This is a genomic window from Shewanella sp. 10N.286.54.B9, from assembly GCF_041468565.1.
Taxonomy (GTDB): Bacteria; Pseudomonadota; Gammaproteobacteria; order Enterobacterales; family Shewanellaceae; genus Shewanella.
Genome location: NZ_JBFRIY010000009.1, coordinates 168134 through 184955, shown reverse-complemented (window position 1 = coordinate 184955; position 16822 = coordinate 168134). Strand labels below are relative to the sequence as shown.

14 protein-coding genes are annotated in these 16822 nt (G+C 44.2%); 3 read left to right on the top strand and 11 right to left on the bottom strand.

The genetic code is table 11. The features are described from left to right. Window positions 1-81 precede the first annotated feature (81 nt). Window positions 82-1125, top strand: coding sequence for an IS110 family transposase (locus tag AB4135_RS03185; protein ID WP_371990250.1), 1044 nt, complete (start codon window positions 82-84; stop codon window positions 1123-1125). 978 nt (window positions 1126-2103) lie between these two features. Here AB4135_RS03185 and AB4135_RS03180 read toward each other — a convergent pair. Both AB4135_RS03180 and AB4135_RS03175 read right to left on the bottom strand, forming a co-directional pair. Beyond that, window positions 2104-2508, bottom strand: coding sequence for a hypothetical protein (locus AB4135_RS03180; RefSeq protein WP_371990248.1), 405 nt, complete (start codon window positions 2506-2508; stop codon window positions 2104-2106). 99 nt (window positions 2509-2607) lie between these two features. After that, window positions 2608-3075 carry a hypothetical protein gene (locus AB4135_RS03175; protein WP_371990246.1) on the bottom strand — a complete coding sequence of 156 codons (468 nt, stop codon included), beginning with the start codon at window positions 3073-3075 and terminating at the stop codon, window positions 2608-2610. 329 nt (window positions 3076-3404) lie between these two features. Between AB4135_RS03175 and AB4135_RS03170 the strand changes: the two genes are divergently transcribed. Continuing rightward, complete coding sequence (locus AB4135_RS03170; protein WP_371990244.1) at window positions 3405-4376, top strand: integron integrase; 972 nt, start codon at window positions 3405-3407, stop codon at window positions 4374-4376. 169 nt (window positions 4377-4545) lie between these two features. Here AB4135_RS03170 and AB4135_RS03165 read toward each other — a convergent pair whose 3' ends face one another. Next, window positions 4546-6141: an ABC-F family ATPase gene (locus tag AB4135_RS03165; protein WP_371990242.1), complete on the bottom strand. Its 1596-nt coding sequence runs from the start codon at window positions 6139-6141 to the stop codon at window positions 4546-4548. 255 nt (window positions 6142-6396) lie between these two features. Continuing rightward, on the bottom strand, window positions 6397-8640 hold the full coding sequence (locus AB4135_RS03160) for a heavy metal translocating P-type ATPase (RefSeq protein ID WP_371990240.1): 2244 nt from the start codon (window positions 8638-8640) through the stop codon (window positions 6397-6399). A gap of 110 nt (window positions 8641-8750) precedes the next feature. Between AB4135_RS03160 and AB4135_RS03155 the strand changes: the two genes are divergently transcribed. Continuing rightward, window positions 8751-9140 carry a MerR family DNA-binding protein gene (locus tag AB4135_RS03155; RefSeq protein ID WP_371990238.1) on the top strand — a complete coding sequence of 130 codons (390 nt, stop codon included), beginning with the start codon at window positions 8751-8753 and terminating at the stop codon, window positions 9138-9140. Window positions 9141-9157: 17 nt separating this feature from the next. Here the strand turns inward: AB4135_RS03155 and AB4135_RS03150 are convergent, their stop codons facing one another. The 7 genes from AB4135_RS03150 to AB4135_RS03120 form a co-directional block, all read right to left on the bottom strand. Further along, window positions 9158-11194: a prolyl oligopeptidase family serine peptidase gene (locus AB4135_RS03150; RefSeq protein ID WP_371990236.1), complete on the bottom strand. Its 2037-nt coding sequence runs from the start codon at window positions 11192-11194 to the stop codon at window positions 9158-9160. Between the two features lie 176 nt (window positions 11195-11370). Beyond that, a complete protein-coding gene (locus AB4135_RS03145) occupies window positions 11371-11604 on the bottom strand; it encodes a hypothetical protein (RefSeq protein WP_371990235.1) in 234 nt (77 codons plus the stop codon). Between the two features lie 141 nt (window positions 11605-11745). Continuing rightward, window positions 11746-12504: an SDR family oxidoreductase gene (locus tag AB4135_RS03140; protein WP_020913431.1), complete on the bottom strand. Its 759-nt coding sequence runs from the start codon at window positions 12502-12504 to the stop codon at window positions 11746-11748. Window positions 12505-12515: 11 nt separating this feature from the next. Further along, window positions 12516-13439 carry a 3-hydroxyisobutyrate dehydrogenase gene (gene mmsB / locus AB4135_RS03135; protein WP_371990233.1) on the bottom strand — a complete coding sequence of 308 codons (924 nt, stop codon included), beginning with the start codon at window positions 13437-13439 and terminating at the stop codon, window positions 12516-12518. 56 nt (window positions 13440-13495) lie between these two features. Continuing rightward, complete coding sequence (locus AB4135_RS03130) at window positions 13496-14647, bottom strand: enoyl-CoA hydratase/isomerase family protein (RefSeq protein ID WP_371990231.1); 1152 nt, start codon at window positions 14645-14647, stop codon at window positions 13496-13498. Continuing rightward, a complete protein-coding gene (locus tag AB4135_RS03125) occupies window positions 14647-15420 on the bottom strand; it encodes an enoyl-CoA hydratase (RefSeq protein WP_371990229.1) in 774 nt (257 codons plus the stop codon). The genes AB4135_RS03130 and AB4135_RS03125 overlap by 1 nt, the downstream gene beginning before the upstream one ends. Before the next feature lie 47 nt (window positions 15421-15467). Continuing rightward, a complete protein-coding gene (locus tag AB4135_RS03120) occupies window positions 15468-16625 on the bottom strand; it encodes an acyl-CoA dehydrogenase family protein (protein ID WP_371990227.1) in 1158 nt (385 codons plus the stop codon). Between the last annotated feature and the right edge of the window lie 197 nt (window positions 16626-16822).

Genomic DNA, 16822 nt, shown 5'->3' with positions numbered 1-16822 from the left:
CTTGATAATCATTGAGCCTCCTCCCTAGCAAGCCGCATCAGCGGTATGCTTAAGGTGACGAAACCAACAGGAGAAAGCTCAATGAGATTCTATAATAACTCACATCCATACTACTGTGGTATTGATTTACATGCACGTTTACTTTACGTCTGCATCATTGATTCTAAAGGGGAAGTTGTCGTTCACAAAAAGATTGGCGCTGACAAAGATGACTTACTACTCATACTTGAACCCTACATCGGCAATGTCATTGTCGGAGTTGAGTGCATGCATTGTTGGTATTGGGTATCTGATTGGTGTGCTGAACTCGGCATCGACTTTATTCTAGGCCATGCCCTTTATATGAAGGCCATTCACGGTGGTAAAACCAAGAACGATAAAATCGATTCCTTTAAAATTGCCACACTACTACGTGGTGGTAACTTTCCAATTGCCTACGATTATCCAAGTGAAATGCGTGCAGCCCGAGATCTGTTACGTCGACGAATGAAGATTGTTCGTCACGGCGCTATGCTTAAAGGTCATGTGGTTAACACCAACAGCCAATACAACTTACCTGCCACTGACCTAAACCTTAAAAACATCTCAGCTAGACAAAAACTGCGGCAGCAATATCAAGATCCTATCGTGCAGCGTAATATCGATTTAGATATGGCACTTCTCGATTGCTATGCCAAGGAACTCGCTCAAGTTGAATGGTTCATTGAGAAGCAGGCCAAAAACCATAATCCCGTCTATCTAGAACTGCTTAAAACGGTACCTGGTATTGGCAAGATTTTATCGCTAACAATTCTTTATGAAATCGGTGATGTCGCCCGATTTGAGTCGGTACAAAAGTTCGCTTCTTACTCTCGTTTAGTGAAGTGCAAAGCTGAATCAGCCGGAAAAATCTATGGCACTAATGGCAATAAAATCGGCAATGCGCACTTGAAATGGGCATTCTCTGAAGCAGCAGTGCTTTACCTGCGTGGTAATGACAAAGCTCGTAACTATCTTAATCGATTACAAAAAAGAATGAGTAAGGCTAAAGCGTTATCTGCATTAGCACATAAGCTTGGCCGCTGTGTCTATTATATGTTGAAGAATAAAACGGTGTTTGATGAACAGCGATTTTTGAAAGGGTAAGTCGCGCAATAAGGTGAGCTGAACGTCTAACTAGATACTCTGAAAAGAGAAGCGAGCATGACCGTGAATGATGTGGCGAATGAAGCAATGACTTCTCACCATCATCACTATGCCAAATGCTATTTAAGCTACTTCGACTTGATTAGACACCTTATTGGCGCGCATTAATGAATACAATTAACAAAATCGTTTACACCTTAAATGAGCCTGAAACTAACTGTGCAAAAAGCACCTCAGACTTGAATAGTGCCATCTTAGGGTTAACCGATAAATGTCTAGTGCCCCTGATATTTCAAAGGATTGAAAAGCGTCAGGCAGCGATAAGATCGCACTAAGAGAGCCTCTATATGTGTTTGCTGTAAACGATGATTTGACAGCTAACTGACAGACGAAGTAGATGAATTTGTTGATTGGTTTTAATTTGACTGCAAAGCAGCCAAATAAGTTAGGCTCGCCTATTGACCGGCAGGTGGCTCATATGTGTTAGGCATATTATTGCATAGCCAAAAACATAAACACACTACCAAATAGTACCGACCATAATGCAAGTAACATATTAATAACACTTACCGTAATTATCCGTTTTTTAATTGGCTGATAGAATTTATTAAAAATAAGAAAAGCTAAAAAAATATATATACTGATAGATATTAACGACGCATATGACTCAGTAAGAATACCTTTTAGATTTTCTGATAGAAACCCGAGAGGAAACACTCCGATGACACCAGCTATATATAGTAAAAACTCAGTGAATGAATTAGTAATATAATTATTAATATTTAATGTAATAGTTGCCAATAATGCTGGTAACAATAAAAGTATCAGCTGAAGAGTTAGATAATGTACTCGGTGCTTCATATGATGCCTAACGCCTTACTAAGCGGCGAGAAATAGTTGGCTAAAATTGCGAGGAACGAAGCTAACCAACTGTTTAGCGTCCGTTTGAGTAACTTGTTATACGTACAGAACTCCGATCTAATTTTCTTTATATGGTAATAAATCAGCGAACTCGTAAATGTTTTTTATATATTCTTTACCATTCAAATCTCTAGCATATGAACGGACTTCTAATTGGTGATTAGCTGCAACATAAATATCCGTTCTTAACTCTGTAATTGAATCCAACTCGACTTTGTGTTGTTCCATTAATTTGGGGAGCCACTCTTTGTAATACTCAATGCTTTTAATAATACGCTGAGTGTATTTTGGTAATTCATTTTGACCTGATGAAATCCAATAAATAGATACTAACTTATCGCTTGCTTCATATGCTAAAGCCTTTAAATCTTTAAACACAAATTCGCCGTCTACGTAGTTTTCAAAACTAACGTATGAATGGGTAAAGTTGTGCGCAAATGCTGCGATGTTCTTCAGTTTCATAAGTACGTATAACGCCCCACTAAGAGGCAAAAAATAGTTGGTTAAAATTAGCGACGCAGGAGCAAAACCAACTGTTTTTTGTCCTGCTTGAGTGGCTTGTTATACGTAATTTCTACGCATAGCCTCAACAGCTTTATTATTTTTTTTATTTAGTTTCTCATAACTGTTATGTTTTGAAAACTTTGGCCCAATCCAGCCATCTTCATGGGTAAATGCCATAGACCATGCTAAATTTTTAGGAAAAATATGAAAGTCTTGTAAATGCTCATTGCTAGTAGGCTTTTGAGAGACGACATACACGATTTTTTCGTCTTGCCCAAAGCAATCTTCCATAATTATATATTTAGGTGCTTCATGTTTATTATACTCTTGAGTTGCTTCTTCGTTTTGAAGATCACAATCCATTATGTCCCACATATAGGTTTTGAAGCGAAATATCCCTTTGAACGAAGTTCTACTTGGGCAAAATGCAGCAAGCCAATTATGCGCAATTCGAATGGCATCTTCATCACGTACAATTTCAAATTTTTCGATGCCTAAAGATTCAGGCAGACTAGTTCGGTTCATATTTACGTATAACAGTATATTAGGCTGAATTCCGAATAAGAACAGACAGCCGAGTTACTTTAATGTTAACAAGCTAACCTGAAATGGACACAAATTCAATGCTTTATGCCGACATTACCAGTACTTTTGCTAACTATTCTAATGGTGAAAATCAGAATTTGAATATTTTTGATGCACTTAGAGTTAACTATTACGGATAGTTGCCTTAAAACAATCACTTAACAACACCCCTGTCCAAGTGCCTTTCCTTTTTAGTCCCAAATAATGGCAAAAATGTACAACACCCATTATAACTGTATATACATACAGCTATAATAGGTAAGAACGCTATGTCATCATCTTTTATTGAATCTATTCGGCAAGTGTTAAGAACTAAACATTACAGTTTGAGAACTGAGAAAAACTATCTGTATTGGGTACGTTATTTCATTAGGTTTCATCAATATATGCACCCAAAAGATATGCAAGGTTGCCATATTGAGCAATTTCTCACGTTTCTTGGCTGTAATCGTGGTGTCAGTTCGGCAACACAAAACCAAGCCTTATGTGCATTAATTTTTATGTTCAAACATGTGCTCAGTATTGAGTTTGAAGGTTTAAAATATGGCTATGCTAAAAAGCCAAAGAACTTACCAACAGTATTAACGCCTATCGAGGTCGCATCGATACTAACGAACCTTACTACTCCATATTGGTTACTAACCTCATTGTTATATGGTTGCGGGTTAAGGCTACGGGAAGCTTTATCATTAAGAATACAGAACGTGAATATTGAGGCTCAATCTTTGTTTGTTTTTAGAGGGAAAGGGGCAAAAGACCGATATACACTGTTACCTAAGCAATTAAATAAACCCTTGCAAAACCAAATACAGTTGGTCAATAAAATCCATGAAAATGACTTAAATAATGGAAATGGCCTCACTTCGGTTCCTTCTGCTTTACACCGGAAATACAAAACAGTATTAAAAGACTTGAGTTGGCAGTACCTATTTCCATCGACAACGACCTGTTGCCACCCCATTGACGGGTACCTTTGTCGTCATCATGTTCATGAGTCGAGTTTTTCTAAAAACCTGAGAAACGCAGTGATAAAAAGTAATGTTCAAAAAAGAGTGACGGCCCACACTTTTCGCCATTCATTTGCTACACAGCTATTGGCTCAAGGCTGTGATATACGAACAGTACAAGAGTTATTAGGGCATAAAGATCTGCGAACGACAGAAATTTACACACATGTTCTTGGGCAAAATAGAGCTGGAACAATCAGTCCTTTTGACCGCTTATCGGATATCGTAGGTTAATGCTGTATATCTATGCTAAAAAACTTGCCTGACTGTATAAATAAAAACAGTTGGAACATTTAACTGTAAATGTGTTCAGCCTTCATTTCTAGGTTATCAAATATAAATGTTTCAGGCACAAAAAAGCCCGATATCATCGGGCTTTTAGTCAAAAAGAATGTTTAAAGGATTAACCTTCAACAACCCCTTTGCTCACAAGGAACTCATCGTATGTGCCTTTGAAATCATTTACACCATTTGGTGTGATCTCAATAATGCGGTTTGCCAGTGATGATACAAATGCGCGGTCATGGCTGACAAACAGCAATGTACCTTCATACATCTCTAGCGCGTTGTTAAGCGACTCGATTGATTCCATATCCATGTGGTTGGTTGGCTCATCAAGTAGCAAGATGTTTGGCTTTTGCATAATCAACTTACCGAACAACATACGACCCTTTTCACCACCAGAAAGCACTTTGACTGACTTTTTAATATCGTCAGAGCCAAATAGCATACGGCCTAAGTAACCACGTACTGATTGGTCGTCGTCTTCTGGCTTGCGCCACTGGCTCATCCACTCAAACAAGGTCATGTCGTTTTCGAAATCTGACTCATGATCCTGGGCGTAGTAACCAATTGATGAGTTTTCAGACCATTGAATCGTTCCGCTGTCTTGTGGGATATCGTGTACTAAGGTACGTAACAAGGTGGTTTTACCGACACCGTTGTCACCCAAAATAGCGATGCGCTCACCCACTTCGGCAATAAGATTCAGATCTTTAAACAACTGCTCGTCAAAACCTTTGCTTAACTCTTCAACGATTAACGCGTTACGGAACAATTTCTTCTCTTGCTCGAAACGGATAAACGGGTTAACACGGCTAGAAGCTTTCACTTCATCAAGCTTAATCTTGTCGATAAGCTTTGCGCGTGATGTTGCTTGCTTTGCTTTAGATGCGTTAGCAGAGAAACGGGCAACGAAGCCTTGAAGTTCAGCAATTTGTGCTTTCTTCTTAGCATTATCAGACATTAAACGTTCACGCGACTGTTGTGCAGCCATCATGTACTCATCGTAGTTACCTGGGAATACGCGGATATCACCGTAATCCAAGTCAGCCATATGAGTACAAACAGAGTTCAAGAAATATCTATCGTGCGAGATGATAATCATGGTGCTGTTACGCTGGTTTAGCATCTCTTGCAACCAACGAATGGTGTCGATGTCCAAGTTGTTGGTGGGTTCGTCAAGTAGCAGTACATCAGGATCTGAGAATAGTGCCTGTGCTAAAAGTACACGTAGCTTAAAGCCCGGTGCAATTTCGCTCATTAGGCCAAAGTGTTGGTCAACACCAATACCAACGCCCATTAACAGTTCGCCAGCGCGAGATTCAGCGGTGTAACCGTCCATCTCAGCAAATTCCATCTCAAGATCAGCAACTTTAATGCCGTCTTCTTCAGTCATCTCAGGCAGAGAGTAGATACGATCTCGCTCTTTCTTCACTTCCCAAAGCTCAGCGTGCCCCATGATCACTGTATCAACCACGTTGAACTCTTCGTAACCAAACTGGTTCTGGCTCAACTTACCTAAACGCTCATTAACATCTAATGAAACGTTACCAGAAGTTGGCTCAAGATCACCGGCAAGGATCTTCATAAAGGTTGATTTACCACAACCGTTGGCGCCGATTAAACCGTAACGGTTGCCGCCGCCAAACTTAATTGAGATGTTTTCAAACAGTGGCTTAGAGCCAAACTGCATGGTGATGTTAGCTGTAGTAATCAAAGTGACATTCCGCTTTTGGTTATATGACTTAAAGAGATCATAGATAAAACAAAAACCAGTAAATCGAGTAGAGTGCTTTACTCCACCTCAACTTACTGGTCGAAGACTCACGCAAGTGGGCGTACAGCCTATAAAATTAAGCGCGATACTATAGCATTCTAGCCTAAATTATCAACTGCGATCGTCCCTGTCCGATGAGATCGCTATTAAAAAGTGCTACTTAGCGATTATCAGCTTTTATCTCTGCCTATAGCGTTAAACCAGCTTTACCTTACGCAATCTATTCGCATTAGTGACCACAGTGAGCGATGACAGCGCCATCGCGGCTCCGGCCACCACAGGGCTAAGCAATAAACCGGTAAATGGAAATAACACGCCAGCTGCAAGTGGGATCCCTAAGCTATTATAGATAAAGGCACCAAATAGGTTTTGCTTGATGTTTCTCATGCTGGCTTTTGCAAGCATTAGGGTCTCTGCAACCACCATCAATCTTGCTGACAATAGGGTAAAATCAGCGCTTTCGATGGCGATATCCGTACCACTGCCCATGGCAAGGCCAATATCCGCACTCATTAATGCAGGCGCATCATTGATGCCATCACCAACCATGGCGACCACCTCACCCTTTTGTTGCAGCTCTAGTACTTTTTGCTGCTTCTGCTCAGGTAACACATTGGCAAATACAGTGCTAATACCAACCTGTTTAGCTACCGCGTTAGCAGTTTGCTGATTATCACCGGTTAATAGCACCACCTTGAGGCCACTGTTTTTCATTGCGTTTATGGCTGCAACTGCATCCTCTTTGATTGGATCATTGATGGCTATGATGGCGACTAAAAGCTTATTTTTAGCGACAAATACCGGGGTTTTACCTAAGCGAGTTAACCGAGATATTTGCGCTTGATGGGTAGAGACATCATCTATACCGACAAGCTGCATTAAGCTCAAGTTGCCAATCGCGTATTGCGCACCATTAACCATACCTGTAATGCCTTGCCCTTGCAGGTTAGTAAATTGCTGCGGCTCCAACAGCGCCGAATGCGACTGCTTGGCTTTGGCTAAAATAGCACTCGCGAGCGGGTGCTCAGAATGCTGCTCTAAGGCGGCAACCTCACCGAGAAGGCTTTGTTCATCCATTTGAGGCTGTAGCATAATAAATTCGGTCACCTCCGGCGCCCCTTGAGTAACGGTGCCAGTTTTGTCTAACACCACAGTGGTCACTTTGCTGGCGGTTTGTAGCGCCTCGCCATTTCTAACCAGCACTCCCATCTTTGCAGCACGGCCCACTGACGCCATAATTGACATGGGTGTTGCCAGCCCTAGCGCACAGGGGCACGCAATAATCAGCACACTGGTGAGCACGACTAACGCATGTGACAACGCTGGTGCTGGGCCTGTTAAGTACCAAATCATGGCGCTAATCAGTGCGATAACGATAACAGCAGGTACAAAGTAGGCGGAAATTTTATCGGTTAGACGGCCTATCGGCATTTTCGACGTTTGCGCCTGCTGTACTAGCTCGATAATTTTGGCCAGTTTAGTGTCTTTCTCTCCAGCCATCACGCGGTAGATAAGACTGCCATTACCATTAACAGTACCGGCATTAACACTGTCACCCTCAGTTTTGTGCACTGGCACTGGCTCGCCGGTTAACATAGATTCATTAATCAATGTTTGCCCGCTAACAATTTCGCCATCGAGTGCCACTTTGGCGCCGGGTCTTAAGCGCAGTTTGTCGCCCAGCTTAATTTGGCTGACCTCAACCTCTTCATCGCCCGTGTCAGTTAGCCTAATTGCGGTGTTGGCTTGCATACCAAGTAAGCGCTGCACCGCTTCACTGGTTTTCCCCCGAGCTCTAAGCTCCAGAGCATGGCCAAGATTGATTAAGCCCAAGATCATCACGCTCGCTTCAAAATAAACATGACGCGTATCGGCAGGGAACCACTGCGGCGCAGTAACTACCAACATTGAATATACCCACGCCGAGCTGGTGCCTAGCGCAATTAAGGTGTCCATATTGGCGCTACGCGCTTTTACTGCGCGCCACATGCCTTGGTAAAAGTGTCGCCCCGTTGTGAGCATCACTAGCAAACTGACTAAGCCAACAATACCCCAACTCAGTTGCTGAGTCTGGCTATTGACCATCATCTCGCCGCCAAGTAAGCCCCACAACATTAACGGCACACCTAAACCAAGGCCGATGGCAGCTTGAATAATGCGAACTTTATACTCTTTTGCTTCATCGCGCTGTTTCTGCTGTGCGCCTTTGCGTGGATCTTGTAGCAGTTCAGCTTGATAGCCAACGGCTGCAACCAAAGCAATGGCTTTGTCTGCGGCTATCTCACCGAAGACCTGCACCTGTTTATCTGCAAGGTTTACTCTAGCGCTAATATCAGCATTTAGTTTTGTTTGGTTATTAGTCTGCGTAAACGCTGACTCGATTTTGGCGACACAGCTTGCACAGCTCATACTGGGCACATAGAGGGTGATTGATTGCATAGTTCTGCTCCAGATCTGATTAATATTTGTACCTTTGATGTATTAAGCGTAATGTCTCCCATAAGGGGAGAGTCAAACATCAATGCAATTTATTTTTGAGTGGGGCAATAATGAAGATAGGCGCCGTGGCAAAACTGACTAATTTGTCAGTAAAGAGCATTCGTTACTACCATGATATCGGTCTGGTGCAGGGGGTAAAAAACGACAACGGCTACCGAGAGTATGGCCAAGCACAGATTGATGCTTTGAGCTTTATACAGCACTGCCGCACACTCGGCTTTACCTTAGAAGATTGTAAAGCGCTGCTCGATTTGCAGCAAGATAGCCAGCGTAATGCCGCCGATGTAAAAGCGTTAGCGCAACATCACCTTGAGGATGTTGCACAAAGAATTGCGCACCTGACTAATTTGAAAAATCAGCTGCAGCATTTAATCCATGACTGTAAAGGTGGGCAACAACCCAACTGCGCTATTTTAAAGGGGCTTAGTCCAACCCCTTAATAATCTAGCCGGTATAGTTACCTGCGCTTTAAGTTAGTAATGTTCTCAATAATAAGCGTGGGGGATTCCCCTGCAGGCTTAAAGCCAAACACCTGACCATAGAAAGATAACTCAGATTCGAGTGCCCGCTTTTTACTTTCAGGCGAGACGCGATTAGCGGCATCGTCATTAAACTCTAGATAGGCGACCGGTGTACCTTTGCGTTTGACCGCATTATAAAGCTGCAATGTTTGTTCAGCGGGGATCAATGAATCATTCACCCCTTGGATGAGCAACAACGGCTCATTAATCCCTGATAAGTTATTCATTGCCGAACGCAATTTATAGTTGTCGACGGTTCCAATCAGTCTTTCTAAATAGTTACTTTCAAACTTATTAGAATGTCGTCTAAATGACTGGGCGTCACTAATGCCTGAATAACTCACCGCCGCCCCAAAAGTACTGTAATAAGCAACCGCTGACAGTGCAGTAAAGCCACCAGCTCGAGAACCTCGAATGGCCAGTTTACGACCGTCTACATCACCTCTATTAACTAAGAAGCCTGCGGCACGAACAGCATCTTCTACATCCGAACGACCCCATTTGCCATATAAACTATTGCGGTAATCTCTGCCAAAGCCTGTGCTGCCACGATAGTTAAGATCAAAAACGGCGAAGCCGCGGCTGGTCCAATATTGAATATCGCGCCTAAATACTCGACTTGCTTGTGCAGTCGGGCCACGGTGCAGAAACATCACTAGCGGCGGCTCTTGCCCTGCAGGCGCTTGAAAATTGGGGTTCTCGGGTTTGTAGAAATAGCCGTACGCGGTGTCGCGATCGCCCGTTTTAAAGCTAACGCTTTCAGCTCTTGATATAAAGTTGGGGTCCATAACGGCCAAGTTTGGCGCGTACATCAGCTGTGCTGCGCGACCTTGCACTTTATAAATGCCTTTTTCAGGTGTCTCTTTAGAGCCAACAAAAATCACTCCGTCGTCACTTTTAGTGACATAAGCGATATCAGCAAAATCAACCGCGATAGGCTCTGTTACGCCACTTTCAGTGTCGATTCGAACTAAGCCTGCTTGCCCCTCATGGTTGTAACTTGCAACTATCGTCTGCTCACTTTCGAATGCATAGTTGTGATTACCTAGATGCCAATTAGCAACAGCAAACTCCCCTTCCTGTGCCAATACAATTTCAGCTTGCCCCAGCTCATTTAAACGGTAAATATTCCACCAATTACTATAATCGGCGATAAAGTACAGCTGCCCACTAGGGCTAAAAAGTGGCTGAATAATCGAACCAGACTGCTCCATCGCCACCTGTTTTACATTAATAACAACGCCTTTGTTATCAACATCGCCAAGCCATAACTGGGTGTTATCCCATGGCATATTAGGGTGTTGCCAGGTCACCCAGGCTAATTGAGTTTGATCGGGTGACAATACCGGGGTTGAGTAAAAATCAGCCCCAGTAGCCAGCACCTCGCCTTCATCGGCATAACTTAAATTAATACCCACCAGCTGATTTGTGACTTTGCCAGCCTCTCGATGGTCTTCACGAACACATATTAAACGGGAAGCTCTAGAGTTTGATATACAGTCAGCATGGCGCGTTCCAGGGGGCGTTAATGCAAACGGCGTTTGATTGGGCGCAATGCGGTATAACAGTTGGTCGGAGTATTTAGTGGCAAACAAGCTATTGCCAATAGCAACAAAGGGAGCGCCACCATATTCGTGTACTCGGCTACCTATATCAAAGTTCGATGGGATGGCTTCGGTAACCGTGCTATTTTCTTCTATGCGTTGAACGCCACGACGCCCTTCATTACTTTCATCACGTATAGTGAAATAGATACTGCCAGTGGTAACTTGTAGCTCACCAATGCTGTCTGAGAGGTCGTATACATGCTCCGCATCAACCGGGGATTTCCAGCTACCATAATCAGCCACCTGAACCCCATCGGGCAGCGCTTCAGAATCGGCGACTTTAGGCTGTTTTTTAGGCGAAACGTCACAACCGCTAATGGTCAATAACAAGGTAGCAGTTAATATCGATGCAAATATAAATCTCATTGGCCGCCTAGAAATCATATGAGTGATGAAGTTGCTTTCAGTCTTATAGTGATGATAAAGCTAATATGGCGATTATATCAACTGCATTAATGAAACGGCAATTAAATGTATTTAATCCAAAGGGATCGGTTGCTTGCTATCCAGTATAGAGACTTTATTAGTCGTATAACTTTAGCTTAGAGTTGTTTGCGACTGAACTTGCTCGTAAACCAGCGTATAACTTCAATTTGGGTGCGTTGTTTTAGGCCAAAGTAGATACATATCCACGGAGAAATCAAAATATACCAAGGAATAACGGCGGTGCTTCGTCCATTAAACATCAAATAAAAAAAGCCGAAATAGATCACCAGCAGGCCACAAGTGCCAACAATAAGCATCATCCATTTGGTCGTTTTCTCTAACCACTCCATCTAAATCCCACACTCCTTTAATAGCAACGTATAGTTATATTATGGCGCAAACCTTCACTAAAGTTCAATTAGCACCGGTTCAGCCGCTAATCAAGCCATAAAAAAACGGGCCTAAGCCCGTTAATGTTGTTGAAGCTGATATTACAAACGTATACCGCCATCAATCTCAAATACACGGCCATTGACATAGTCGTTTTCAATGATAAAGCGGATTGTTGAGGCTATCTCTTCAGCTTGACCTAAACGGCCAACGGGCACCATTTTCTCTAGGCGCTCTAGCGCTTCAGGTTTCATTGCCGCTGTCATTTCAGTTTCAATGACCCCAGGTGCGACCGCTGCACTGCGGATATTATAACGCGCAAGCTCTTTAGCCCAACCGACACTCATCGCCGCTACGCCAGCTTTAGAGGCTGAGTAGTTTGACTGCCCCATGTTACCCGCCTTGGCCAGACTAGAGATGTTTATGATAACGCCCTCTTGGCCAGTTTCGATCATCGCCGCTGCCGCTTCACGGCCACATAGGAATGTGCCGGTTAGGTTGACATTAATCACCGACTGGAACTGGTCGAAAGACATACGGTCAATCACCTGCCCCTCTTTGGCTTTTAGCATTAGACCATCACGCAAAATACCGGCGTTGTTGATCAATACATTAACTTGACCAAAATCTTCTTTAATAAACTGAAAACCTGAAAACACATCTTCTTCGTCGGTAATGTCTAGTGCGTAACCTTGAACTTCTGTAGTTGCGCCAAGATTAGCACAAGCTTTTTCAAGCTTTTCTTGGTCAACATCGATAAGTGCTAGCTTTGCACCTGCGGCCGCTAAATTTTCCGCCATAGCGTAACCTAGCCCACCAGCACCGCCAGTAATAACAACTACCTTATCTTTTAAATCCATTGAATTACCCTTTATTTTTTGTTTGTTGATTGCTCTGATGAGCTAGGAGCAAACTGCTCAAAAATACTCGAAAAATCTCTTCTACCGTTGCCTTGGCGTGCATGATTCACATAAAGGCTACGTGCTAATGCGCCCATTGGGGTGCTTGAATTCGATAACAATGCCGCTTCTTGGCTTAATCCTAAATCTTTCACCATCAAGTCAACCATAAAGCCACCTTGATAATCATTGGATGACGGTACCGACTCCATCACTCCTGGACAAGGATTATATTTATCTAGCGTCCAATTACCACCACTACTGACCTTCATGATGTCAGAAAGCACTTTTGGATCAAGCCCATGATCGACGCCCATCTGTAAAGATTCTGACGTTGCCACCATTAATACCGACAGCAGCATGTTATTACAGATTTTGGCAACTTGGCCAGCTCCTGGGCCACCAGCATGGAAGATATTAGCACCCATTGCATTTAGAGGCGCTTGCGCTTGTTCAAAAGCATTATCAGTACCACCACAAATAAAGGTCAAGGTGCCTGCAGCTGCGCCCGCAGTGCCGCCAGAGACTGGCGCATCAATAAATTCGAGACCTTTACTCGCTGCATGGTTTGCCACAAAACGCGCGCTGTCAGCATCGATAGTCGAGCAATCAATCAACAAGGTACCTGCACCTACCACATCGATAAGGCCTTTGTTATCGCCGTCGCCAACATAAAGGCTACGAACGTGCTTGCCCGCAGGCAACATCGTCACCACGATATCGCTACCCGCTGCAGCGCCACATGCGCTTGTTGCAGTGAGTGCGCCTTGCTCGGCTAATGCTTGCATCGCCGCAGGAACCAAGTCAAACACTCTAACGGTAAAGCCAGCTTTAATTAGATTAACGGCCATTGGGCCGCCCATGTTTCCTAAACCAATAAATGCAACAGTACTCATCTTTTGCTCCTGGGCACTTTTACAAGTGCAATCTTCTATCCGTTTAATACAAGAAATTAGCTTTGTAGACTTAGTGGATGAGTGTTTTCATCCCAAGGTGATTGCATCAATTGCGCCAATAGCTCATTGGGTACTGAGGCAACATCTTTGTATAGCCAATTTGGGTTTCTATCTTTGTCGATAAGCAGAGCGCGTACGCCTTCAGCAAAGTCAGCTTTGGCGCAGCAATTCACGCTTAAGCCTAACTCAAACTTAAACACTTCAGCCAACGTCATTTCTGTGCCTAGCTGAGCCTGTTTGTGCACCAATGCCAAACTAATTGGACTACCAGCGAGCATCACTTTGCAGGCTTTGGCTAACCAAGGCAGCGTCTCTTTAATCTCGCTATCAAGTGAGCTTACGCGTTCAACAATGGCCGGTAAATCACCGCTCATTAACGCATCTATCTGTGTTTGATGCGTTTGCAGTTGGCTTGGCGCTAACGGTGTTTTGCAGTCTGCTTGCATATCGTCGATAAGCGCATGCAATCTTTGATGGTTGGACGCTTTATCGTCTGACCAATCAATCGTTGCCATCGCATCAAATAACAGCTCTTTATCGTCACGATTGAGGTAGTGGTTGCCAATGCCGACATAATGGGCATCAGCGCCATTCATGTTGTAGGCTGTCATTCCTAGAAACATCCCAGCTTTACCCGGCATACGGTTCAAAAAGTAGCTGCCACCCACATCAGGATATAAACCTATGGTAACTTCAGGCATCGCAATACGTGAATGCTCAGTGACGATTCTATGGCTTGCGCCTGCCATCAAACCAAGCCCACCGCCCATGACGATACCATCGCCCCAAACCACGACAGGTTTGCCAAAGCTATGGAGCAAGTAATCGAGCTGATACTCTTGGCTAAAAAATTCAGTTGCTTGCGCGGTCACTTTACCGGGAGTCGCCACTGCGGCGTGATAAATGGCTCTCACATCACCGCCAGCGCAAAATGCTTTCTCACCAGCGCCATCTAATACCACTGCGGCAATATTGTTATCACTGCGCCATTGGCTTAATTGATGAGTCAGTGCCTCTACCATCTCAATATTCAACGCATTTAGCGCTTTTTCAATATTAAGCGTCGCGACCCCTATCTGCTTACCTGACACAGTGCCCAAGGTTTGGAACACCACGCTGTTACTCTGCGTATTAGATTCTGTCGTCATTAGCCGTTCTTCCAAACTGCTTTGCGCTTATTTAAAAAGGCGCTAACACCCTCGGTTTGATCTTCAGTATCAAACAAGTCAGCAAACTCAGTGCGCTCAAGTGGCAACGCCTCTGCGCGCGGCATTGTACGACCGGCTTGTACCAGACGTTTACACGCAGCCACACTGCTCGGGCTTTGATTGGCCACTTTTTCCGCAAGCGCCATTGCTGCATTAAAGCTTTCACCCGTAGCTACCACCTCTTCAACCAGCCCTATCGCTTCTGCTTTGGCAGCTTTGATTCGCTCACCGCAGAGGATCATACGTTTGGTCCAACCTTCACCAACCAGTGCGGTTAAATTTTGGGTACCCCCAGCACATGGTAGTAGACCCACAGTCGCTTCAGGCAATGCCATCTGCGCTTGCTGTTCACAAATGCGTAGATCACAGGCTAGTGCGACTTCTAAACCACCGCCCATGGCGTAACCATTAATGGCGGCAATCGACACCCCACGAAACGCGCTTAGTGCCTCAAAAGCTTCACCAAAGTAACGCGCCATATCTGCTGCATTATTTTTATCGCCATCGGCAAACAGTTTGAGATCAGCGCCAGCGGAGAAGAACTTCTCGCCTTCACCTGTAATCACCAACGCATACACTTCTTTGTTGTCATTGAGTTTAAGTACTTTTGCTTTAAGCTCTTGTAAGCTCTGCGCTGTCCATGTGTTTGCTGGCGGGTTATTCATGCTGATAACCGCGGTATGGCCGACAATTTTTTCTAATAACAGTGACATGGAAACTCCTTTTAAATAATTTTATTCGACGATGAAAAGCCTAACGCTTACAAAATAGCGCCAGCATTTTCATCCAGTAAACGACGCGAGATAATCAAGCGCATAATTTCATTGGTTCCCTCTAGGATCTGATGCACTCGAACGTCACGTACATGACGCTCTAATGGGTATTCACGAATATAACCGTAACCACCGTGGATCTGCAGCGCAGCATCACACACTTGGAAACCGATATCAGTCGCAAAACGCTTGGCCATGGCGCAATATGCGGTCGCTTCAGGATCTTGTTGATCCAATTTGAAGGCGGCCAAACGTACCAGTTGTCTTGCTGCAACCAGTTCTGTTGCCATATCAGCTAACTTAAACTGTAGCGCTTGAAAGGCAGCTAACGGTTTACCGAACTGCTTACGCTCATTCATGTACTCAGTTGCACGCTCTAGCGCTGCTTGAGCGGTACCAATTGAACAGGTGGCAATATTGATCCGACCGCCATCAAGCCCCTTCATTGCAAAGGTAAAACCTTGTCCCTCTTCGCCTAGAAGGTTGCTCAACGGTACGCGTACATTGTCAAAGGTGATTTGGCGAGTTGGCTGCGCATTCCAGCCCATCTTGTCTTCCGCTTTGCCATAACTTACGCCATCTGCGTCAGCTGGAATAGCAATTGCCGAGATCCCCTTAGGGCCCGCTTCGCCGGTACGACACATTACAACCAGCATTTCGGTAGCGCCAGCACCCGAGATAAATACTTTAGAGCCAGAAATTAGATAGTCATCACCATCACGTATCGCTTTAGTTTGCAGTGATGCCGCGTCGCTACCAGCACCCGGCTCCGTTAAGCAGTATGATGCCAATTTTTCACCGGTGGTGAGTTGCTCAGACCACTCATCACGTAATGTTTGTGAGCCAAAGCTAGTGACCATCCAAGTGGCCATATTGTGAATGGTTAGCATCGCGGTTGTGGCGGTACAGCCCATCGCTAGCTGCTCAAAAATAATCGACGAGTCGAGACGTGACAGCCCCATACCGCCTTCTGATTCTGGCGAATATAGTGAGCAGAATCCTAGCTCACCGGCTTTTTGAATGACATCTTTAGGAAAATGATGTTCTTCATCCCACTTGGCTGCAAAAGGGGCTAACTCTTCGGTAGAAAACTGCTGTGCAAGATCGGCAAACTGGCGTTGGTCGTCATTCAGATTAAAGTCCATCTGGGTACTCCTGTTGTACTTGGTACAATACTGTCTATTGCCTTTATGATTGCTGCTGCAATATAGGCTAAGGGTCTTTAGCTAGCGGAGGTGTTATCTCATCCACTGCTGACCTCTATTCATTATTAAAGGGTTCGTTTTGCTAGGCTGGAAAGCTGCTATCTAAACGAACATTGCCACCTCACTGAGGTGGCAAT

Bases quoted from the DNA above. Each gene is read 5' to 3' on its own strand.
- AB4135_RS03185 (WP_371990250.1), top strand. From the start codon at position 82: ATGAGATTCTATAATAACTCACATCCATACTACTGTGGTATTGATTTA.
- AB4135_RS03180 (WP_371990248.1), bottom strand. From the start codon at position 2,508: ATGAAACTGAAGAACATCGCAGCATTTGCGCACAACTTTACCCATTCA.
- AB4135_RS03175 (WP_371990246.1), bottom strand. From the start codon at position 3,075: ATGAACCGAACTAGTCTGCCTGAATCTTTAGGCATCGAAAAATTTGAA.
- AB4135_RS03170 (WP_371990244.1), top strand. From the start codon at position 3,405: ATGTCATCATCTTTTATTGAATCTATTCGGCAAGTGTTAAGAACTAAA.
- AB4135_RS03160 (WP_371990240.1), bottom strand. From the start codon at position 8,640: ATGCAATCAATCACCCTCTATGTGCCCAGTATGAGCTGTGCAAGCTGT.
- AB4135_RS03155 (WP_371990238.1), top strand. From the start codon at position 8,751: ATGAAGATAGGCGCCGTGGCAAAACTGACTAATTTGTCAGTAAAGAGC.
- AB4135_RS03150 (WP_371990236.1), bottom strand. From the start codon at position 11,194: ATGAGATTTATATTTGCATCGATATTAACTGCTACCTTGTTATTGACC.
- AB4135_RS03145 (WP_371990235.1), bottom strand. From the start codon at position 11,604: ATGGAGTGGTTAGAGAAAACGACCAAATGGATGATGCTTATTGTTGGC.
- AB4135_RS03140 (WP_020913431.1), bottom strand. From the start codon at position 12,504: ATGGATTTAAAAGATAAGGTAGTTGTTATTACTGGCGGTGCTGGTGGG.
- mmsB (WP_371990233.1), bottom strand. From the start codon at position 13,439: ATGAGTACTGTTGCATTTATTGGTTTAGGAAACATGGGCGGCCCAATG.
- AB4135_RS03130 (WP_371990231.1), bottom strand. From the start codon at position 14,647: ATGACGACAGAATCTAATACGCAGAGTAACAGCGTGGTGTTCCAAACC.
- AB4135_RS03125 (WP_371990229.1), bottom strand. From the start codon at position 15,420: ATGTCACTGTTATTAGAAAAAATTGTCGGCCATACCGCGGTTATCAGC.
- AB4135_RS03120 (WP_371990227.1), bottom strand. From the start codon at position 16,625: ATGGACTTTAATCTGAATGACGACCAACGCCAGTTTGCCGATCTTGCA.